This window comes from Williamsia herbipolensis (assembly GCF_036153515.1).
GTDB classification, from domain to species: Bacteria; Actinomycetota; Actinomycetes; order Mycobacteriales; family Mycobacteriaceae; genus Williamsia_A; species Williamsia_A herbipolensis.
In genome coordinates this window covers 3,167,448-3,187,383 of record NZ_CP108021.1, presented here as the reverse complement: position 1 = coordinate 3,187,383, position 19,936 = coordinate 3,167,448, and the positions used below count along the sequence as shown (strand labels likewise).

Annotated in this window: 23 protein-coding genes; 11 read left to right on the top strand and 12 right to left on the bottom strand. The window is 68.4% G+C overall.

Annotated elements, in window-relative coordinates:
• Positions 1 to 89: 89 nt before the first annotated feature.
• Genes OG579_RS14580 through OG579_RS14570 form a run of 3 tightly spaced genes read right to left on the bottom strand, consistent with a single transcriptional unit; the run spans position 90 to position 1,995 of the window.
• The gene (locus tag OG579_RS14580; RefSeq protein WP_328856518.1) at positions 90 to 950 is read right to left on the bottom strand and encodes a GAF and ANTAR domain-containing protein; all 861 of its coding nucleotides are present in this window, start codon (positions 948 to 950) and stop codon (positions 90 to 92) included.
• The gene (locus OG579_RS14575) at positions 947 to 1,432 is read right to left on the bottom strand and encodes a hypothetical protein (RefSeq protein ID WP_328856517.1); all 486 of its coding nucleotides are present in this window, start codon (positions 1,430 to 1,432) and stop codon (positions 947 to 949) included. Before OG579_RS14575 ends, OG579_RS14580 begins: the two co-directional genes overlap by 4 nt.
• A complete protein-coding gene (locus OG579_RS14570; protein WP_045824648.1) occupies positions 1,429 to 1,995 on the bottom strand; it encodes an RNA polymerase sigma factor in 567 nt (188 codons plus the stop codon). The genes OG579_RS14575 and OG579_RS14570 overlap by 4 nt, the downstream gene beginning before the upstream one ends.
• 208 nt (positions 1,996 to 2,203) lie before the next feature.
• Here OG579_RS14570 and OG579_RS14565 point away from each other — a divergent pair, with 208 nt between their 5' ends.
• Entirely contained in the window at positions 2,204 to 2,440 is a 237-nt protein-coding gene (locus OG579_RS14565; RefSeq protein ID WP_328856516.1) for a hypothetical protein, read from the top strand.
• 11 nt (positions 2,441 to 2,451) lie between these two features.
• On the opposite strand, the gene OG579_RS14560 is transcribed toward OG579_RS14565, so the two are convergent.
• From OG579_RS14560 to OG579_RS14550, 3 genes are all read right to left on the bottom strand, one after another.
• On the bottom strand, positions 2,452 to 3,615 hold the full coding sequence (locus tag OG579_RS14560; RefSeq protein WP_328856515.1) for an RNA polymerase sigma factor: 1,164 nt from the start codon (positions 3,613 to 3,615) through the stop codon (positions 2,452 to 2,454).
• A 53-nt stretch (positions 3,616 to 3,668) separates the two neighbouring features.
• Positions 3,669 to 4,076 carry a YciI family protein gene (locus OG579_RS14555; protein ID WP_328856514.1) on the bottom strand — a complete coding sequence of 136 codons (408 nt, stop codon included), beginning with the start codon at positions 4,074 to 4,076 and terminating at the stop codon, positions 3,669 to 3,671.
• A gap of 120 nt (positions 4,077 to 4,196) precedes the next feature.
• On the bottom strand, positions 4,197 to 4,475 hold the full coding sequence (locus OG579_RS14550; RefSeq protein ID WP_328856513.1) for a YrhK family protein: 279 nt from the start codon (positions 4,473 to 4,475) through the stop codon (positions 4,197 to 4,199).
• 123 nt (positions 4,476 to 4,598) lie between these two features.
• On the opposite strand from OG579_RS14550, the gene OG579_RS14545 reads away from it, so the two are divergent.
• From OG579_RS14545 to OG579_RS14535, 3 genes are all read left to right on the top strand, one after another.
• Positions 4,599 to 5,831, top strand: coding sequence for a multidrug effflux MFS transporter (locus OG579_RS14545; RefSeq protein ID WP_328856512.1), 1,233 nt, complete (start codon positions 4,599 to 4,601; stop codon positions 5,829 to 5,831).
• 374 nt (positions 5,832 to 6,205) lie between these two features.
• Positions 6,206 to 7,669 carry a DUF222 domain-containing protein gene (locus tag OG579_RS14540; RefSeq protein WP_328856511.1) on the top strand — a complete coding sequence of 488 codons (1,464 nt, stop codon included), beginning with the start codon at positions 6,206 to 6,208 and terminating at the stop codon, positions 7,667 to 7,669.
• A 73-nt stretch (positions 7,670 to 7,742) separates the two neighbouring features.
• On the top strand, positions 7,743 to 8,537 hold the full coding sequence (locus tag OG579_RS14535) for a UbiA family prenyltransferase (RefSeq protein WP_328856510.1): 795 nt from the start codon (positions 7,743 to 7,745) through the stop codon (positions 8,535 to 8,537).
• Here the strand turns inward: OG579_RS14535 and OG579_RS14530 are convergent.
• Complete coding sequence (locus OG579_RS14530) at positions 8,527 to 9,057, bottom strand: TetR/AcrR family transcriptional regulator (protein ID WP_328856509.1); 531 nt, start codon at positions 9,055 to 9,057, stop codon at positions 8,527 to 8,529. The two genes, OG579_RS14535 and OG579_RS14530, sit on opposite strands and share 11 nt — an antisense overlap.
• A gap of 82 nt (positions 9,058 to 9,139) precedes the next feature.
• Here OG579_RS14530 and OG579_RS14525 point away from each other — a divergent pair, with 82 nt between their 5' ends.
• From OG579_RS14525 to OG579_RS14505, 5 genes are all read left to right on the top strand, one after another.
• Complete coding sequence (locus OG579_RS14525; RefSeq protein WP_328856508.1) at positions 9,140 to 10,066, top strand: alpha/beta hydrolase; 927 nt, start codon at positions 9,140 to 9,142, stop codon at positions 10,064 to 10,066.
• A 298-nt stretch (positions 10,067 to 10,364) separates the two neighbouring features.
• Positions 10,365 to 11,015 carry an ABC transporter permease gene (locus OG579_RS14520; protein WP_328856507.1) on the top strand — a complete coding sequence of 217 codons (651 nt, stop codon included), beginning with the start codon at positions 10,365 to 10,367 and terminating at the stop codon, positions 11,013 to 11,015.
• Positions 11,012 to 12,229, top strand: coding sequence for an ABC transporter ATP-binding protein (locus tag OG579_RS14515; RefSeq protein ID WP_328856506.1), 1,218 nt, complete (start codon positions 11,012 to 11,014; stop codon positions 12,227 to 12,229). The genes OG579_RS14520 and OG579_RS14515 overlap by 4 nt, the downstream gene beginning before the upstream one ends.
• On the top strand, positions 12,226 to 12,963 hold the full coding sequence (locus tag OG579_RS14510) for an ABC transporter permease (RefSeq protein WP_328856505.1): 738 nt from the start codon (positions 12,226 to 12,228) through the stop codon (positions 12,961 to 12,963). Before OG579_RS14515 ends, OG579_RS14510 begins: the two co-directional genes overlap by 4 nt.
• The gene (locus OG579_RS14505; protein WP_328856504.1) at positions 12,960 to 14,003 is read left to right on the top strand and encodes a glycine betaine ABC transporter substrate-binding protein; all 1,044 of its coding nucleotides are present in this window, start codon (positions 12,960 to 12,962) and stop codon (positions 14,001 to 14,003) included. The genes OG579_RS14510 and OG579_RS14505 overlap by 4 nt, the downstream gene beginning before the upstream one ends.
• Before the next feature lie 77 nt (positions 14,004 to 14,080).
• Here OG579_RS14505 and OG579_RS14500 read toward each other — a convergent pair whose 3' ends face one another.
• Both OG579_RS14500 and OG579_RS14495 read right to left on the bottom strand, forming a co-directional pair.
• The gene (locus OG579_RS14500) at positions 14,081 to 15,238 is read right to left on the bottom strand and encodes an esterase/lipase family protein (RefSeq protein WP_055785230.1); all 1,158 of its coding nucleotides are present in this window, start codon (positions 15,236 to 15,238) and stop codon (positions 14,081 to 14,083) included.
• Positions 15,239 to 15,479: 241 nt separating this feature from the next.
• Positions 15,480 to 16,658 (bottom strand): beta-ketoacyl synthase N-terminal-like domain-containing protein, encoded by a 1,179-nt coding sequence (locus OG579_RS14495; protein WP_328856503.1) that lies wholly within the window; start codon positions 16,656 to 16,658, stop codon positions 15,480 to 15,482.
• Positions 16,659 to 16,896: 238 nt separating this feature from the next.
• On the opposite strand from OG579_RS14495, the gene OG579_RS14490 reads away from it, so the two are divergent.
• Positions 16,897 to 18,180: a diguanylate cyclase domain-containing protein gene (locus OG579_RS14490; RefSeq protein ID WP_328856502.1), complete on the top strand. Its 1,284-nt coding sequence runs from the start codon at positions 16,897 to 16,899 to the stop codon at positions 18,178 to 18,180.
• Positions 18,181 to 18,208: 28 nt separating this feature from the next.
• On the top strand, positions 18,209 to 18,745 hold the full coding sequence (locus tag OG579_RS14485; RefSeq protein ID WP_328856501.1) for an SRPBCC family protein: 537 nt from the start codon (positions 18,209 to 18,211) through the stop codon (positions 18,743 to 18,745).
• A 2-nt stretch (positions 18,746 to 18,747) separates the two neighbouring features.
• Here the strand turns inward: OG579_RS14485 and OG579_RS14480 are convergent, their stop codons facing one another.
• The 3 genes from OG579_RS14480 to OG579_RS14470 all read right to left on the bottom strand — a co-directional run bounded on the left by OG579_RS14480 (position 18,748) and on the right by OG579_RS14470 (position 19,925).
• On the bottom strand, positions 18,748 to 19,194 hold the full coding sequence (locus tag OG579_RS14480; protein ID WP_328856500.1) for a DUF5313 family protein: 447 nt from the start codon (positions 19,192 to 19,194) through the stop codon (positions 18,748 to 18,750).
• Positions 19,191 to 19,661, bottom strand: a complete 471-nt coding sequence (locus tag OG579_RS14475) for a MarR family winged helix-turn-helix transcriptional regulator (protein WP_328856499.1) — start codon at positions 19,659 to 19,661, stop codon at positions 19,191 to 19,193. The genes OG579_RS14480 and OG579_RS14475 overlap by 4 nt, the downstream gene beginning before the upstream one ends.
• 126 nt (positions 19,662 to 19,787) lie before the next feature.
• Positions 19,788 to 19,925 carry a hypothetical protein gene (locus OG579_RS14470; RefSeq protein WP_160298562.1) on the bottom strand — a complete coding sequence of 46 codons (138 nt, stop codon included), beginning with the start codon at positions 19,923 to 19,925 and terminating at the stop codon, positions 19,788 to 19,790.
• Between the last annotated feature and the right edge of the window lie 11 nt (positions 19,926 to 19,936).

Below are 19,936 nucleotides of genomic sequence, written 5' to 3'. Positions count from 1 at the left end.
CCCACTTTCATCTGGGCCCCTGATTGGGGTCACAGGCATGTAGTCGGGGAGCGCCCGGCGTTGTGCACGCACAAGATTTGTGAAGTGGGTCACATAGCGGTGTCTGCGGGCGGGTCGGCGGCGGGGACCGCGGTGTGCCCGGCGATCATCTCGGTGGCGATGTCGCGCACCCTGCGGTTGGTGTTCTGCGACTGCGCGCGCAGCATCGCGAACGCCTGCTCGGCGCTCACCCCGTGGCGACCCATGATCATGCCCTTGGCCTGCTCGATGGGCGCGCGCGAACTGAGCGCGGCCCGCAAGGCGTCGGCGACCTCGACCGCGGACTTGAAGCGCGCGAAGTCACCGATGGCGCGGGACACCGTGGTCGTCAGCAGTTCGATGATGTCGGCGTCGACGGTGTCGAAGGCCGCGGCCGCCGCACCGTAGAGATTCAGGGCGCCGAGGGGTTGGTCCTGCGCCGCGAGGGCCGCGGCGAGGAAGGAATGGATGTTCTCCTCGGCCGCCGACGCGGCGAACTGAGGCCACCGCTGGGTGCCTGCGTCGACATCGACCAGGACGGTCTCCCCGGTGCGCGCCGCGTGCAGACACGGTCCGTCACCGGCGTCGTACTGCTCCTGGTCGACCCGCAGGGTCCGCGAATCGGTGTGCACCGCGGTGTAGGTGCGGCCGCCGAGGGCGATGGTGATGCTGGTGCACGTGGCACCGTCGATGGCCTCGTGCGCCACATCGACGACGCGCTGCAGCAACACGATCAGGTCGTCCTCGTCGGTGATGCTGCCGCCGAGGGCGACGAGCATGGTGGCGAGCGTCGCCGGGGTGGCGTCCGAGGTCGCGACCGCGGTCGCGACCTCCACGGCCTCGTCGGTGGCGCCGTCGGGGGTCGCGGCGAGCAACGACGTGCTCGTCCGTGGGTCCGACGCCGGGTCGTCGCCGGAAATCGGGGTGATCATCGCGAGTCCTCCTCGTCGGGTGGGGTGTCGGTGCGACGCACCGAGACGTCGACCGACTGGGTCAGCACGGCGTGGCGGGCCTCGCCCAGCACATCCCGCACGACGTCGAGAACGAGCCGGCGCACCCGCGCCACGAGGGCGTCGAGGTCGGTGGGTTCCGAGCCGTGCAGGCCCACCCGGACGCCGGTGAGCTGACCGCCGTCGATGTCGAGATCGACCGCCGACGGCCGGTGCGCGTCACCCCGCAGAGCGCGTGCGAGCACGGCGCGCAACGCGTGCTCGCGCACGGTGAGGTCCCCGAGCCGTTGCTCGGCGGGCGTGCCGAGCGACAGCAGACGCCCGCTGCGCGCGGTCGTCCGCACGCGGTCGAGGACGCCGTCGGCGATGCCGTCCCATCCCGCCTGGGCGCGATCGCGGAGATCGGCGACGAGCTGTCGGGAGATCAGGTCGTCGTCGGGGGGTGGGGTGGGTGCGGCGCTCACTGCCAACTCCTCATCGATCCGCGCAAGGCTGTTCGGGCGCGGACGTAGTGACCGCGGGCCGCCGCCGACGCCACGCCCAGCACCTCGCCGATGTCGCCGAAGGGCATCTGTTCGACCTCGCGGAGGATCCAGGCGGCACGTTGGCGTGGGGGCAACACCGACAGCTCCTTCTCGAGTGCGTCGACGAACGCGTCGGAGGTGGTCGCCGAGAGCGGCAGCCCCAGCGTCGAGGGTCCACCGAGGTCGAGGATGTCATCGCCGATGGGAACCGGCGACCGTTTGCGGTAGGCGTCGACGATCTTGCGGGAGCAGATGGCGAACAGCCATGTCTGAACCGAGCTGTCATGACGGAAGTGGTCGAGTCCGCGCCATGCGGCGACGAAGGAGTCCTGCACCACCTCCTGCACGGTGCATTCGTCGGCGAGCATGCGGCGCGCGAAGCCGTGCAGACGTGGACCGAACCGGTCGACGAGGGTGTCGAAGGCGCCGCGATCGCCGAGGCGCGCGTGCTCGACGAGCTCGCGATCGGTCAGGACAACAGCGTCCTGGTCGTCTCCCCACACAGAAATACCCCTTCACAGCCACGGCTCCGCTCGGCAAGCCATCACGTGGAAGAGGCAGACCAACTTTATGTCGTTCGGCGCCGCAGCTCCCACAGGGGTCGAGATCAGACGTGGTGTTTGTCACACCACCTCGGCATTCGACGGGGAGGAGAGTGGACGACTACGCCCATGTCGGGCGATCCCGACATCCCTGCGAGGAGGCCTGACCATGTACTCCGAAGGCGCCCACACCGACGCCGCGGTGGTCGATGCGATCCTCGCCGTCGACGATGTCGTCGCGATAGTCGACAACCCCGACGACACCGAACGCGAGGGCACGGATGTCCACGTGACCGTCACCGATGGCCACGATCCGACCGTCACGGCGCACAACGTGCAGGACGCGGTCCATCGTGTGACCGGCGGACGGGTCGACGTGACGATCGAGGAGATCCTCGAACGCTGATCGCCGACGGTTCAGCGCTCCCGGGCGGCGGCGTTGAGGCGAGCGGCCTGACGTGTCAGGTGGTCGCGTTCGAGCAGGTTCGACGCCGCCGATGCGGCGCGGGCGTACAGCTCCGCGGCTCTCACCGCGTCGCCGGCGCGCTCGTGCAGGTGTGCGGCGACGGCGGTGTGACGCGGGAGTGCCGGATCGAGATCGGCCAGCGCCGCGAGCCCCGCGGCGCCACCGTCGGCCTCGCCGACCGCGACGGCTCGGTTGAGCCGTGCCACGGGGCTGTCGGTGAGGGCGATCAGCTCGTCGTACCACTCGACGATCTGCACCCAGTCGGTCTCGGCGGCCGAGGGCGCGTCGGCGTGCAAGGCCGCGATCGCGGCCTGGGCCTGGTACTCGCCCAGTCGATCCCGGGCCAGGGCGTCCTGCAGCAGCGACACACCCTCGGCGATGAGCGTTGTGTCCCACAGACTCCGGTCCTGCTTGTCCAGCGCCACCAGGGATCCGTCAGGCGCATGTCGCGCCCCCCGCCGTGCGTGGTGGAGCAGCATCAGCGCCAGCAGACCGGCGACCTCCTCGTGGTCGATCGCCGAGAGCAGTGCGCGGGTCAACCGGATCGCCTCCGCCGCGAGATCGACGTCGCCCGAATACCCCTCGTTGAAGACGAGGTAGAGCACCCGAAGCACGGTCGCCACATCGCCCGGCGCGTCGAACCGGACTCCGGCGATCGTGCGTTTGGCTCGGCTGATGCGTTGCGCCATCGTCGCTTCCGGCACCAGATAGGCGTCGGCGATCTGCCGCGTCGTCAGTCCCCCGACGGCACGCAACGTCAGCGCGACCGCCGATGCCGGCGTGAGAGACGGGTGCGCGCACAGGAGATACAGCGCGAGGGTGTCGTCGGTGGACGGAACAGGCCCCGGCGACGGCTCGTCCTCCATCCGCTCCTCGCGCAGCCTCCGCGACGAGTCCGCGCGTGTGGCGTCGACGAACTTGCGCCACGCCACCGTGATCAGCCAACCCCGCGGCTCGCGCGGCGGATCGTCCGGCCAGATCCGAAGGGCCTCGACGAGCGCGTCCTGCACCGCGTCCTCGGCACGGGCGAAGTCGGCGCCGCGGGCGACGACGACCTCGATCACCCCCGGAACGAGGGATCGGATGAGGTCGGCGTCGACCGCGTCAGGCGGCATGTGTCACTCCGAGACCGTCATTCACTCGTCACTCCATGACCGTCATCCACTTGTCACTCCGTGACGGCAGGCGGCTCGGTGAGGAACGGCCGCACCTCGAGCCACTCGTGGATCGGCTCCCCGCCACGGCCCGGTGCCGCCGAGAGCTCACCGGCGAGTGCGACCGCGCGATCCCAGTTCTCGACGTCGATGATCATCCACCCCGCGATGAGGTCCTTGGTCTCCGCGAACGGCCCATCGGTCACCGGCGGCCGCCCCTCGCCGTCGTACCGGACCCACGCACCCTCGGGGGCCAGGGCCTGACCGTCGACGAACTCGCCGCTGTCCTCGAGTCGGCCCGCGAAATCGTTCATGTACTGCATGTGTGCCGAGATCTCGTCCTCGGTCCACTGGTCCATCGGCACGTCGTTGCGCGGGGCGGGGGCTCCTCGGTAGTGCTTCAGCAGCAGGTACTTCGCCATGGTGTTCTCCTCGGTGCGGTGCGGCCCATTCTGGCCGCGCTCGACACAGGGACGGAACCGATCGACGGTTCTCGACATCGCCGGGCAGGAAAATAATCGCCGGATGTCGAACCCGGTACCTCAGTAGTCGTTCGTGGTGTCGACCGCGGTGCCCGTCGGACTCAGTCGTTGCAGGTGGACGCGGCGCGCGAGCCGGATGACGGGACGGATCAGCAACTCGACACTGCCCGCGAGGAACAGCCAGGTCCCGGCGTAGGTGGTGGATTCGCCGAAGAAGAGGATGCTGCCGGCGATGAACCAGATCGCCACGAGGATGTCGTTGACGATGCTGACCACCTCCCACCGCTGACGGATCACGAGTTCCTCGCGGCCGATGGTGAACGTCAGTTCGTTGCTCATGAGCCCATCCTCCATCGGCCTGTCGGTGCGTGGCCCGCATTCCAGACGTCGGTACCACCCGACTCAACGGGTGTTGAGATTCGGGTGGTAGACATGACGAGACCGACCCGGCAGGAGGCACACATGACGACCACGTCCCGTTCCGCGGCCCGCCACGGCGGAGCCCGAGGCGAGCGCACACCCATCGGCACCCTGCTGCTCATCGTGCTCGCGTCGCTCTCGGCGATCGCGCCAGTCGCCACCGACCTCTACCTGCCCGCGTTCCCCACGATGACCGGCGATCTGGCGACCGGCGCCACCGCCGTACAGCTCACCCTCACCGCGTTCCTCGTGGGTGTCGCGGTGGGGCAACTCGTCTTCGGACCGTTGTCGGATCGGGTCGGACGTCTGCGTCCCCTGATCGGCGGCGCCGCGATCTGCGTGATCGCCAGCGCGCTGGCCGCACTGGCCCCGACGATCGAACTGCTCATCGTCGCGCGTTTCGTCCAGGGTCTGGCCGGCGCGGCCGGCATGGTGATCGGGCGCGCGGTCATCAGCGACCTCGCCGCCGGGCCCGCAGCGGCCCGGGCGTTCAGCATCATGACGCTCGTGACCGGCGTGGCACCGATCCTCGCCCCGTTCGTCGGCAGCCTCCTCATCGGCGGCGTCGGGTGGCGCGGGGTCCTCTGGGTCGTCTTCGCACTCGCCGCGGTCATGCTCGTCGCGGTCGTCGCCGTGGTGCGCGAGACGCACACACCCGAGCGCCGACGCCGGGCTCGCATAGAGCGCGCAGAGAACGGTTCGGCAGCAAAGGATCTGATCTCGCGTGCATTCCTCGGCAACACCGGGGCCTACGGATTCGGCTTCGCCGTGATGATGGCCTACATCGCCGCGTCACCCTTCCTCTACCAGGTGCTGCTCGGCATGAACGAGATCGCGTACGGGCTGTCGTTCGGCGCGAACGCCGCCGGTCTCGTCATCGTCGGCAGCGTGGCGGCACGACTGTCCGCGAGCCGGTCGATCAGGGGGATGCTCGGCCTCGGACTCTCGGTCGTCGGCGCGGCGACCGCCGCCCTGCTCATCGTCGTGGTGACGGGTGCACCGCACTGGCTCATCCCGATCCCCATCTTCGTCGCCGTGTCCGGCCTCGGACTGGTACTCGGCAACGCCACGGCCGCGGCCCTGCAGGCGGTCCCGCGCGCATCGGGCTCGGGGTCAGCATTGTTGGGCGCTTTGCAGTTCGGGCTCGGCGCCGCGGTGTCGCCCCTGGTCAGTCTCGGTGGCGAGAACGATCCCCTCCCGCTGGCGATCGTGATGGTCACCTGCGCTCTCATCGCCCTCGCCGCCTTCGTGGTCGCCGGCCGGCCGTCCGACTGACCTCCCGCACCGAAGTCATCGCTGCTCCGCAGAGGGCGAGCTCAGACATGTCCGCTGCGGCTTGGCGATCGGCGGGGTCGCACTTCTCGAAGCAGTCAAAACTGCAACGCGCACAGCATCGTCCTGGCATCGGGCATCCACAGGAACGGTCTGTTCACAGCCCACGAGTTTCACCACGGGGCATTGTCGTACCCCTGTTCTAGGCTTCTTGTATGGCTGACGCGGGGTTGCGGCGAGTGAGAATCGAGCGCAGCGAGGCTCGGAGCGAAGGCGCGTCCACCCCCGTTGTCACAGCTTGGGCTGGGGTGGATGCGGGGTCGGTGGGATTGCTCACCGATCACGTTGCTGCGTCGGTGAACGCGTTGTTGGGGAACATGGTTCACGCCGCCGCCGGTCAAGCGTTCCTGGAGTGGATGCGGTACCGCGACGCCGGTGAACTACACCGCCAACTGGTGGTTCCCCATGAGGCGTCGGATCGCCGGACGTTCGACGCGACGATGCAGTGCGCGGCACGGATCGCGGTCACCCACTCCATCTCCCAGGGCGCGGCGGAGCGGATCGTCGACACCGCCGTCGCGTTACGTGACCGGCTCCCGAAGGTCGCCGAGTGTCTGCGCGACGGGCAGCTCGCACCGCGGTATGTGCGGGTGATCGTCGAACGCACCGACCTCGTCACCGACCGTGACGCGCAGCAGATTGTCGACACCGAGATCGCTGCCGCGTTGCGGCGACGGGGATCGTGGTCGGCGTCGCGGATCCGGGACATGGTCGACCGCAGCGTCTACCGCGTCGATCCCGATGCCGTGCGGGCGCGCCGCAAGGCTGCGGTCGATGCGCGGGGATTCTGGACCGAACGCCTCGCCGACGGCATGGCACGCGTGGAGGCCACCTCCACCGCCGAGAAAGCCATCGCGATATCCCGACGGGTCGATGCCCTGGCACGCGCGGTGTGTAAGGACGACGGGCGCACTCTCGCCGCCCGGAAGTCGGATGCCCATTTTTGTCTCGTCATGGGGGTGGCGTGGGAATTCCAGTGCGGCAGCGACGACTGCGACGCACCCACCATCGACGATGCCGCCCCCGCACCGCGCACGATGCCGGGAACCGGCAGCAGCATGACGCTGCACGTGATCTGTGACTTGGAGACGGTTGCCGGTGACGGGGAGACGCCGTGTTTCCTCGACGGGTACGGCGTCATCTCCCCAGCCCATCTCGACGAACTGCTCACCGAACCCGGTGTGACCGTCGCCCCGATCGGGCACCGCGATGCTCCGCTCGCTCCGCACACGCCGGGTGATCCGTATCGGCCGTCGACGGCGTTGGACACCGTGGTGCGGGCCCGGTCGTTGTACTGCGACGTCGCCGGCTGCGAACGCGCGGCCTGGGTGTGCGACATCGACCATGTCCGCGAGTACGACCACGACCATCCCGCCGACGGCGGCCAGACCTGCCCGGGCAACACCGGATCCAAGTGCCGGTTCCACCACAACCTGAAAACCCACACCGCGTTCCTCGATGATCAGACCGTCGGCCGCGACGGCCGCATCGAGTCGGTGATCATCACCCCCGAAGGCCTCACCGTGGCCGGGCCGGCATTCGACGGCACTGACCTGTTCCCTGCATTGAAAGACATCCGCTTCACCGCACCCCAGAACGCACCACCCGCCGACACAACACCACCGGGCAACCCAGAGCCAGCACCCACCAGACGCCGACCACGCCTGGCAGACAAACACGCCCGCCGACAAGCAGAACGCGAACACAACCGCCGCACCCGCGAAACCCAGGAACAGGCCCGAGCCACTGACCCCGCCAACGACGAACTGCCGCCCTTCTGAGACGACCCGCCACGGTCGGCGACGCAGGATACGGTCGGGCGATGACACCGGTCCACCGTCGCCCACTGCGCAGATGGTGAACGTCGTCGCCCTCGCCAGGGCCGGGCACCTGCCGCCCGCGCTGGCGGTCACCACCCTGTCGACGATTCTCGCGGCCACCGGCGACGTCGCGCCGGCGATCGTGGTGGCCCTCGCCGTGGCAGTGCTCAGCGGCCAACTCGTGGTGGGGTGGACCAACGATCTGATCGACCGCGACACCGACATGGCCGTGCACCGCACCGACAAACCACTCGTCGTCGGGACCGTCACGCGCCAGGCCGTCGTGACCGCGACGATCGTCGCCGCAGTGGTGTGCATCGTCGCGTCGCTGCTGTGCGGCGTCGCGGCGGGCACGGTGCACCTCGTCGCCGGCGTCGGGGCGGCCCTGGCCTACAACCTCGGCGTGAAGCGGACGATCTTCTCGTGGGTGCCCTACCTGCTCGCCTTCGGATCGGTACCGATCGCGGTCGGCCTCGCATCCCGAACCGGCGACCTGCCACCGGCATGGGTGGTGGCGATGGCCGCGCTGCTCGGCGTCGGTGCACACCTCCTCAACGTGTTCCCCGATCTCGACGATGACGCCGTGACCGGGATGAGTGGACTCCCGCATCGACTGGGCCACAGGAGAATCCCTGCGATCGCGGCCGCGCTTCTCGTCGGCGCCACCGTGATCGGGGTCGTCGCCACGCAGCGCGGCTCGTGGCAGTGGGTGGTGCTCGGCGTCGTCGTGGTGGTGGCCGCGGTCTGCACACGCGCACCGGGCCGCGCGCCGTTCTACGCCACGATGCTGATCGCCGGGATCGATCTCGCGATCATCGTCATCCGCTGACCAGCCGCGAGACCAACAGTTCGACGATCGCGCGCCGACCGGCCTCGTCGCCGGGGTGCGTGAGCAGACCCTCCACCACGAACGCGATGATCGCGCTCGCCGCCTCGGCGTTCTCCCCCGGGAGATCGGCCCGTGTCAGCGCATCGGCGAGATCGTGGAACCCGGTGTGCCACTCGTCGATCACCGGCGACGACGCACGCCGTGAATGCACCGTGTCGACCAGCGCGTGCATCGAGGACAACTCCCCGACGGCGAACAGGATCTTCTCCGACAGCGGCTGCGTGACCACCGACTCGTACCGGGTGAGCGCCTCGGCCAGGAGCTGCTCGAGCACCGCGACCAGAAGGTGATCCTTGTCGGCGAAGTACCAGTAGACCGTGTTGGTGGTGACACCGGCCTCGGCGGCGATCCGGCTCACCGCGGTGACCTCGTAGCCGTCGGCGACGAACAGTGCCCGTGCCGCCGCGACGATCTCGTCGCGCTTCTCCGCACGGGCGCGGGGTCGACGGTTGGCAGGCATCGGTCGAGCTTACTTGATCGTCGATCAAGAACCGGGTAGCTTTCCTTGAACTGCATTCAAGAACAGAGCGAGAGGCAACGCCGTGCCCACCGAGATCGAGTACACCCGAGTCGAGGAGACCTTCGCCTCCGAAGGCGTGACCTGCGCGGCCACCGTCTACCGACCCAGCACCGCCTCACCGGAGAGCCGGAAGCCGGTCATCGTGATGGGCCACGGGTTCGGCGGTGTCCGCGCGCTGCGTCTGCCCGCCTACGCCGAGGTCTTCGCCGCCGCCGGCTACGTCGTGATGCTGTTCGACTACCGCTACTTCGGTGACAGTGAGGGTGAGCCACGCCAGCTCCTCGACGTTCCCTCACAGCTCGCCGACTGGCGCTCGGCGATCGCCTTCGCGCGCACGATCGACGTCGCCGACCCCGACGCCGTCGTCGCGTGGGGCACCTCGTTCGCCGGCGGCCACGTGATCACCACCGCCGGCTCCGGTGAGCGACTCGCGGCGATCATCGCCCAGGTGCCGCACGTGAGCGGACCCGCCGCGGTGCGCGCCACCGGAATCCGACGAGCCCTGCGGATCGCGCCCGCCGCCGTCGCCGACACCGTCGCCGCGGTGCTGCACCGGGCCCCTCGCTATGTCGCGTCGATCGGACCCGAGGGATCGGCCGCGGTGATGACCGCACCGGGCGCAGAGGAGGCCTTCGAGCGCCTCGTCATCGAATCGGGGCTGCGCCGCGGCGATCATCCGGAAACCGTCGCCGCCCGCATCGCGCTGCGCATCGGCCTCTACTCGCCGGCGCGGTCGGCCTCTCGGGTTCGATGCCCGGCTCTCATCCAGGTGGCCGAAGGCGACACCATCGCCCCCGCGGCCGCCGCGACGCGAGCCGCCCGTGCGATCCCCGACGCCACCGTGCTGACCTACGACGGAGGTCATTTCGACCCCTACGTCGAACCGTTGTTCCCGTCGGTCGTCACCGACCAGCTCGCGTTCCTGCGCACCGTGGCGCCCGCCGAATGAGCTCCCGCGGCGAGTGAGCGCTGCTATATTCGGGACTGCTGAAGCCCCCGGCACCCGCACAACGGATTTCGACTCTGCGTGATCGAAATTGTTGACCTGCGGTGACGTGTTCCGATCACCGCTGGTGACGACACCGGTTCTCGCACACCACCCGGCCCGATCCGCGACCGGAGGCAGCGGAAGCACCCCCGTGAACCCGGCGTCGTCGGTTACCGTTTGCGCAACTCGCCCACGGCTCCCCACCGCGTCCGACGACCCCGTCGGACGCGGCACGCGCTGCGGTCGCACGAACGATGGGATGCCAGTGGATCTTTGGGGTTATCTACGAGGCCGAGGTGAGCTCCTCACCTTCCTCACCTATCAACACGCGTCGCTCGCGTTGCAGACGCTGGTCGTCGGTTCCGTCATCGCGGTCGTCATCGCGGTGCTCGTCTACCGCCTGCCGTTCGTCTCCGCGCTCACCCTGACCACGAGCCGTGTCGCGCTCACCATCCCGTCGCTGGCGCTGCTCGCGCTGCTGATCGTCCCGCTGGGACTCGGTGTGCTGCCGTCGTTCTTCATGCTGGCGTTCTTCGCCGCGTTGCCCGTGATCGGCAACGCCATCGTCGGTCTGCGGTCGGTGCCGGAGACGGTGATCGAATCGGCGCAGGGAATCGGGTTGTCGCGCTGGCGGATCCTGTTCACCGTCGAACTCCCCATCGCGTGGCCGATCATCCTCATCGGCATCCGCGTGTCCACCCAGATGATCGTCGGTGTCGCCGCGATCGTCGCCTATGTTCTCGGTCCCGGACTCGGCTCGTTGATCTTCAACGGTCTGGCCCGACTCGGCGGCGCCAACGCCCTCGAGATGGCCCTCACCGGAACGGTTCTCATCGTCGTCATCGCCCTGGTGTTCGACGCCCTGCTGGTGCTGCTCGGGCGCCTCACGATCGCAAAGGGACTCTCATGACAGCAACCTCCGCCGGCAGCGACCCGTCGCGGACGGTCACCGGGGTACCGATCCGCCTCGACGGTGTCGTCAAGCAGTACCGCGGCACGGCGACACCCGCGGTGAAGAAACTCGACCTCGAGATCGCCGCCGGTGACATCGTCGCGTTCGTCGGCCCCTCGGGCTGCGGCAAGACCACGACGCTGAAGATGATCAACCGGCTGATCGAGCCGACCGCGGGCCGCATCCTCCTCGACGAGCGCGACGTCACCGGCGAGAACCCCGACAAGCTGCGCCAGTCCATCGGCTACGTCATCCAGTCCGGCGGTCTCTTCCCGCACTGGTCGGTGAAGAAGAACATCGGCGCGCTGCCGCGAGTCCTCGGGTGGGACAAGAAGCGGATCGCCGAGCGCACCGACTACCTGCTCGACCTCGTCGGCCTCGACGCCGACGTCTTCGCCGACCGTCTGCCCAAGGACATGTCCGGTGGCCAGCAGCAGCGTGTGGGCGTGGCCCGTGCGCTGGCCGCCGACCCGCCGGTCCTCCTGATGGACGAGCCGTTCGGCGCCGTCGACCCCATCACCCGGGTTCGCTTGCAGGACAGCCTCATCGCGATCCAGCACGAGCTGGGCAAGACCATCGCCATCGTCACCCACGATTTCGAGGAGGCGACCAAGCTCGGCGACAAGGTCTGCATCTTCTCCGAGGGCGGTCATATCGAGCAGTACGCGACGCCCGAGGAGATCCTCGCCAGCCCGGCGACACCGTTTGTCGAGGAGTTCGTCGGGTCCGGCGCCACCCTCGCCCACCTCACCCTGTCTCGCGTGCGCGACGTGCCGCACAACCCGGTGCTGCGGGCGCGGGTCGGGCAGTCGACACAGGAGGTCGTGAACCAGGCCCGCGCCGAGGGTCACACCTGGGTGGTCGTGGTCAACGACGACGGCACCCCGCGCTCGTGGCCCTCGATCGACGAACTGCTCACCAAGGACGTCGTCTCCGACTACATCGACAACCGTCTGCCGGTCGTCGCCCGGTCGGCGACCCTCAACGACGCGCTCGACTCGATGCTCGCCGCGAGCCAGGGCGGCGTCCTCGTCACCGACGGCCGCGGAGCGGTGCAGGGGACGCTCACCATCGCGGTGGTGATGGACGTGATCCGCAACCAGCTCGCCGACGCCCGCGCGGACACCGACACCGACACCTACGCCGATCACGAGGACGGCGCGGCGTCGTGAAGCGCCTGCGCCGCATCCCGACCGACGTCTGGTTCGAGCCGCTCATCATCATCGTGGTGCTGGTCGGCTACATCATCTGGTACCGGTCGACGACCTTCAGCACCACCGAGCAGGCGTCGCTCGCATGGTCGACGCTGAGGTCGACGATCCTCGACCACATCGAGCTCACCCTCATCTCCACGGCCTGGGTGGTGGTCATCGCGATCCCGCTGGGCATCCTGCTGACCCGCGAGAAGGCCAGGCGTGTCAGCCCGTTCGTGGTCAACATCGCCAACATCGGTCAGGCCGCACCCGCCGTCGGTCTCATCGTGCTGTTCACCTTCTGGCTCGGGACGGGGTTCCGGACCGCGGTTCTCGGCCTCGTGGTCTACGCGATCCTGCCGATCCTGCAGAACACGATCATCGGTCTGCGGCAGGTCGATCAGCGCACCATCGAGGCGTCACGCGGCATCGGATACTCGGGCCTGCGCACCCTCGTGCAGGTCGAACTGCCGCTGGCCGTGCCGGTCATCCTCAACGGCGTCCGCACCGCGCTCGTCATCCTGGTCGGTACGGCCACGCTCAGCACGTTCATCGGCGCGCCGAGTCTCGGCACCCTGATCACCACCGGCGTCACCCTGTTCCTGCCGAAACTGCTCGTCTCCGGGGCCATCCTGGTGGGCCTGCTCGCCATGACGATCGATTGGCTCGGCCGCCTCGTCGAGCTGGTCGCGACACCACGAGGACTCGCATGACCCCGAACACCCCCATGACCCCGAACACCTCCGCAACACAGCGCACATCCCGGGCCCGCGGCCCGCGCAGACGGTTTCGCGCCGCACTCGTCGTTCTCGCGGCGACGGCTCTGACCGTCGCCGGCTGCGGCCTGGTCAGTTCGTCGGGCACGTTCACCACCGGCAGCCTCGCCGACGGAGCGAAGCCGCTCGAGGGTGCCAAACTCACCGTGACGTCGAAGAGCTTCACCGAGGGCGTCCTCCTCGGCAAGATCACCGCGTCGTACCTGTCGTCGGCCGGCGCGAAGGTCACCGACCTCACCGGCGCCCCCGGTTCGGCGTCCTCGCGGCAGGCGCAGCTCAACGGCGACGCCGACATCCTGTGGGAGTACACCGGAACCGGATGGGTCACCTACCACAACCAGACCGAGACCATCGCCGACCCGACCCTGCTGTGGGAGAAGGTCCGCGACATCGAGAAGTCCACCAACAACCTGGTGTGGTTGCCGCCGTCGAACTTCAACGACACCTACGCGTTCGCCGCCTCGGGCCCCACCGCGCAGCGCCTGAAGGTGACGTCGCTGTCGGAGGTCGCGAAACTCCCCGTGGCCGACCGCACCTTCTGCGTCGACGACGAGTTCTTCTCGCGCTCCGACGGATTCCTGCCGATGCTGAAGAAGTACGGGATCCCCTACGGCACACCGGACGGTGTCCCGGCGGCCAACGTCACGCGCATGGACGCCGGTGTCATCTACACCTCCACCGCGAAGAGTGCTCCGTGCAACTTCGGCGAGGTCTACACCACCGACGGCCGCGTGAAGAACCTGGATCTCACCGTGCTCACCGATGACCGGAAGTTCTTCCTGCCCTACAGCGGGACCGCCGTGGTGCGTTCGTCGATCATCAAGGAGTACCCGCAGCTGGCCCCGCTGATCGCGAACATCTCGAAGCGGCTCACCGACGATCTCATGCAGGATCTCAACGGCCGCGTCGACATCGACGGCCAGGATCCCGCCGACGTCGCCTGGGACTGGCTCAAGAGCACCGGACTCGTGAAGTGACCTCACCGGTCACATGACGAACCGGGCGCCGGACGCAGTACGCGTCCGACGCCCGGCTGCTGTCGAGAAGTGCTGTGTCAGTTGACCAGCGGACCACTCTTGGCGCACACCACCGGGCTGGCCGGGTTGAGCGCGTTCTTGATGATCGAGATCGCCCTCGTCGAGTAGCTCATCGAGAGATGATCGGACAGGTCGATCGGGCACCCATCCTGCAGCGTGATGTTCTTGACCGTCGCGCCGGGGCCGGCGGTGAGGAACGTCGACTCAGACGGGGTGGTCACCTCGTCGTAGGTGGTCCGGATGATCGTGTAGTCGATCCCGGGCAGGGTGTCGCCACCGGCGTTGACGTTGTTGATGAAGTTCGAGCCGACGACCTGCTGGATACCGGAGATACCCACGGGGAGCTGCGCGAACCCGAGGATGTCGATGCCCAGGTTGTTGATGCTGCGGCCGAGTGACCCGATGCCCAACAGCGTGGTGCCGTGGTTGGTGGCACCGAGGGTGATCAGCTTCTGCACCTTGCTCGCACCGCCGTTGAACTTCAGGTACTGACGCGCGAGGACACCGCCCTGCGAGTGCCCGACGATGTCGACCTTCGACGCACCGGTCGCCGCGAGAACGCGGTTGACGAAGGTCGCGACCTGGCCGGCCGAGGTCGGGATGTCACCGGTGCCGTTGGTCCCGGGGATCAGGGAGATCACGCCACCGCCGTTGGTGATGTTGAGCTTGCCGTAGTTGAACGTGAAGGTGCAGTAGCCCGCCGCCTTCAGATCCGGGGAGATCCGCGCGAAGTTGTCGTAGGCGTTCTCCCACGTGCCGTGGAGCAGGACGACCGGGCGCTGACCCGACTTGGGCTTGCAGCCGAAGTCGTTGGCGCCGGGGGGCGCGGCGTTGGGATTCAGGATGGCGTAACCGAAGGCGTTGCCGAAGTTGGTCTGCTGCGGCCCCACCCCTGAGGTGTCCGAGGCGGTGCTGCCGGTGCCGTCGGGCACGGTGAAAGGACCGGCCACGGCGTTGGTGGTGATGGAACGGTTGGCCGTTCCGTTCTGTTGTTGGAGCTGAACCTTCGGAGCCGCCTTCGTCGGCTTCTTGGCCCCCTGCTTGATGGTGTCGGTCAGTTGCTGCACCGACGGCGCCGCGGTGGCCGGACCGGCCAGGCCTGCACCGAGTCCCGCCACAGCCGCGATCGACACGCAGCCGATCGCGAGGCGCTGGAGTCCACGAGTGGTCTTCATGTGTGCCCTTTCAGGGATCTCTTCCGGCGCCGCGGAAGCCGAATGCCCCCTGTTCGTACGCCGGGCGAAAGATATCCACGACAAGGGCCTCCGTCGGGCACATTCACCGAGGTACGTTCGTTTTCGGTAACGCGTGACCTGGGTCACTGTGAACAGTCACGACGCAGGGACCCTGTTCGCGCGTATTCCTCAACGCCTGTTGGAGGAGGTCACCACTGGGCCCGTCATCGGGGTCACGCCCTCACCCGACCGGCGCGAGCACCGTGACCGAGTTGTGTCCGCCCATGCCCAGCGAGGGCTTCACCGTGATCCCGTCGACCATGGGCGTCGCGCCGTCGAGGAGCTGCGGATGCGCCGCGGCGACCTGTGGGGGCGCCGGGACCACGCCGTGCTCGGACCCCAGCGCGGCCGCAGCGATCTCGACCGCGGCCGCCGCACCCTGGCAGTGCCCGGTCAGCGGCTTCATCGAGTAGACCGCGGGGCGCGACTCGGCGAACATCTCCCCGAGGATCGCGGTCTCGGCCGCGTCGCACTGCGCGGTGCCGGGGCCGTGCGCGTTGAGGTACCGCACATCCCGCGCGGCGACGCCGGCATCGTCGAGGGCGTCGGCGACACACCGCATGATCTCCCGATGATCGGGCGCCACCGACGCCACGTGGAACCCGTCGTGCGACATCGCGCCCCCCAGGACTCCGAGGTAGCCGCGCGCGCGGCCGCGCCTGCTCACGACGAACCCGATCGACGCCTCCCCCATCGCGAATCCGCGGCTGCCCTCCTGAAACGGACGGCAGGCGTCGAGCGGTTCGGTGTCGACGACACCCGCTCCGAGCCGCACGAAGTGATCGACATTCTCGGGGGTGAGCGACAGATCGGTGGCGACGCACACGACGTCGTCGACGATGCCCGCATCGAGCCACATCTTCGCGGTGATGAGTGCGACATTTCCCGAGCTGCATGTGGCCGACACATTCATCGCGGGACCGTGGAACCCGAATTCCTGCATCAGAGTCGATATGGGCGTCGAGGGCAGCAGTCCCATGAAGTCGCGGATGCGCCGGTGACCGTGGTCGTCGAGATGGAACGACCGCCAGTCCTCGGTGTCGCCGAGGACCACGCCGTGCAACAACCCCACGCGGCGCCCCGCGTTCCACCCGCGGGCGTGCGCATCGTCGATCGCCTCCCGCGCCGCGAAGCGCATGGCCTGGGAGAACCGGCTGCGACCGTCAGCTGGGTCGCCGCCATCAGGCACCTTCGCGAGCCAGATGCCGTCGCCGTCGGCGTACGCCGCCCCCTGGTGGAGGACGGCGGCCGGTTTCCCACCCGACACCCCGCTCCAGAGCGCGTCGGTGCCCCACCCGTATCCGGTGACGGCCCCTACGCCGACGATGTCCGCATTGTCCGCGCCATTGTTCGAGATCATTTCGGTGCACCTTTCGTCGTCGCGAGATCGGGAAAAGACATTCCCCACCAACCATTGAGATACACATGGGCCGACAACACAAAAGAAGGCATCAACAATTCGACATCACCACTACGCGGTTGCGTTCCCTGCACATTTTTCGAGTGCTTTCATCGCGTATTGATGGTCCGTTAGACTTCGCCGGTCGGGTGTCCGGACCCCGACACCAGATGAGTGTGGCGCGACGGGGAGGCACAGGTTGACCGACCCGGACCGTCACTACAAGATCCTGATCGATCACAGCCCCGACGCGATCGTCGTGCACGAGGGACGCCGACTGGTGTTCGTGAATCCCGCGGCACTGCGCCTCGTCGGTGCACACTCCCCCGATCAGGTCGTCGGCCACCTGTTCTCGGAGTTCGTCGACCAGGGCTCACTGGTGGCGCTCCGGGAACGTATCCGCAGTCTCGAGGTCGAGGGCGTGCCGTCCACACCGACCGAGATGACCCTGCGCTGTATCGGGGGCCGCCAGACGCCGGTGGAATCCCGCTCGGTGCTCACCCTCTGGGAGGGTCGCCCCGCCTACCTCGCGGTCCTCCGCGACCTCTCCGCGCAACGCGCCGCCGAACGTGCCGCGGCGGTGGCCGAGCATCAGTTCGCCAGTGTGGTCTCCACCCTCGCCGAAGGTGTCATCGTGCAGGATCCCGACGGCATCGTGCAGTCGATCAACGCCGCCGCGGCGAGTGCGCTCGGCGTCGATGCGGCGGCCGTGGTCGGTCGGGACCTGCCGCGAGAGTTGGTGCGCGCCATCACCGTCGTCGACACCGACGGTCGCCCCGTGGCCCACGCAGACCTCCCCCACGTCACCACGTCGCGTACCGGTCGCCCCACCCGTTTCCTGCTCGGCGTCACCCGCCCCGACGGCACCCAGGTGTGGCTGCGCGGAACCTCGGCGCTGATCGACGACCACCCGCTGTCGCACCTCGTCGCGTCGTTCACCGACATCACCGCCGAGCGCATTGCCGCCGCCCAACTCGCCTACCAGGCCACCCATGACTCACTGACCGATCTCCCCAACCGCCTGCACCTGGTGTCGGTGCTGACCGAGACCATGGCGTCGACCGAACGCGGGCCGATCGCGGTGCTCTACGTCGATCTCGACAATCTCAAGACGATCAACGACTCCTTCGGCCACAGCGTCGGCGACGCCGTGCTGCGCGAGGTGGCGCGACGACTCCGCGCGGTCGTGCCGGACGGGTGCCAGGTCGGTCGGGTCGGCGGAGACGAGTTCGTCGTACTGCTCGCCGGGCCGAGCGCCGACACCGACGAGGTCTCCGACGCCGTCCACCACACGCTGTCGCGCCCCCTCGAACTCGACGGTTGGACGATGGGAGTCGGTGCGAGCATCGGCCACGTGGTGGTGCCGCAGGGCGACACCCGCACCATCGACGACCTCCTCCGCGACGCGGACATGGCCATGTACGCCGCGAAGGAGGCGGGCGGGAACCGCACGGTCCGTTTCTCCTCCGAGCGCACTCGCTGAGTCCGTCGGCGGGTCGTAGGCTCGTCGGGTGCCCCCCACCGAGTCCTCGACCCCGTCGGTCGACGCCACCGATCCGTCCGCGACACGCATCGAGGTGTCTCGCGTGATCGCCGCATCACCCGCAGCGGTGTTCGCCGTGCTCAGCGATCCGCAGGGACACGTCGCGATCGACGGATCGGGGATGCTGATGGGAGCCGACGGTGACCGGGTGCGGGCGGTGGGCGACACGTTCGTCGTGCACATGGACCGCGAGGCCCTCGGCGACATCCCGATGGGTGAGTACGACGTGACCGTGACGATCGCGTCGTTCGAGCGTGATCGCGAGATCTCCTGGACGATCCTCGGCCGCATGCGCCCGCCCATCGGCCACGTGTACGGCTACCGGCTGCGACCTGAGGGCGACGGCACACGGGTCACATCGTTCTACGACTGGTCCGACATCCACCCGGAGTGGCGTGCGAAGGGCATCTTCCCGGTGATCCGGCCCGAATCGCTCACCGCGACACTGGGCATCCTCGCGCGCACGGTGCTCCGCGGCTATCCCTGCGCGACCCCGACGGACTGAGGTCAGCGCTCCAGCCGTTCGTGAGCGGTCGGATCGAGCGCGCGTCGGGTGACCGTCGTCGTCCGACCGTAGATCGCCTCGTACGCGGCACGGTCGGCCACCGCCTGCCGGCGACGGCTCTCCGGCAGCAGATCGGGGTCGAGCCCGTGCCTGCCGAGACGGTGCCTGCGGTTCTGGTCCATGTAGGCCGCGCAGTAGATCAACCCGAGAACCGCTGCGAGAGCGACCATCTGCGCGCGGAGCCACCATGGTCCGGGGAACATCATGAACACCGCGAAGATCGGCAGGAACGGCACCATTCCCCGCACGAGGTGTCGCACATAGAAGTTGCGTCCCAACAGATCTCGGCGCACCCAGTCGCGGAGATCGGCGTCGAGGGTGCGTCCGAACGCGTATCCGATCCACTGCCACACCGTCGGTCGTGTGCGCGCCCGTGTCGATCCGCTCATCGCCGGCTCTCCTTTTCTGCGGCCGCCCGGGCCGCCGCGTTGATCCTCCACAGGACCTCTCGCAGGTCCTCGAGATCGGCCAGGGACACCCCGAGGGTGTCGACCACGGCCGGTGGGATGTCGAGAGCCCTGGTGCGCAGGGCCGTGCCGGCGTCCGTGAGGGCGACGTCGAGCTGACGCTCATCGGCACTCGACCGCTCGCGGGTGACGAGTCCGGCCGTCTCGAGTCGTTTGAGCAGCGGGGACAGTGTCGCGGAATCGAGCATGAGCACCTCCCCGATGGCGCGCACGCTGCGCGGCGAGGACTCCCACAGCGCCAGCATCACCAGGTACTGCGGATGGGTCAGCCCCAGCGGTTCGAGCAGGGGCCGGTAGATGGTCAACACGGTGCGGTTGGTGACGGCCAGGGCGAAACACACCTGCCGGTCGAGCCGGAGCAGGTCGTCGGCGGCGTGCGCATCGGTCATGAATTAGATCGTACACGATTGAATCGCGTACTATCTATCCACTCGGTCGGCCAACGACGGATCCCGCCGTCGGCGTCGACGGCGGGATCCGGTGGGCGATCAGAGATCGCGAGCGATCTGCAGGTTCTATGAGCGGGTACGGGCGCTGAAATCGAGGTCGTTTCCGCCCCACAGCAGGATTCCCGAGACCGCGACGGTGCCGAGCACGAACATGGTGATGAGCATGGCCTCTCCTTTCTCGTCGGCGAACGCCTCGACTGGCACGTTCGTTCTGT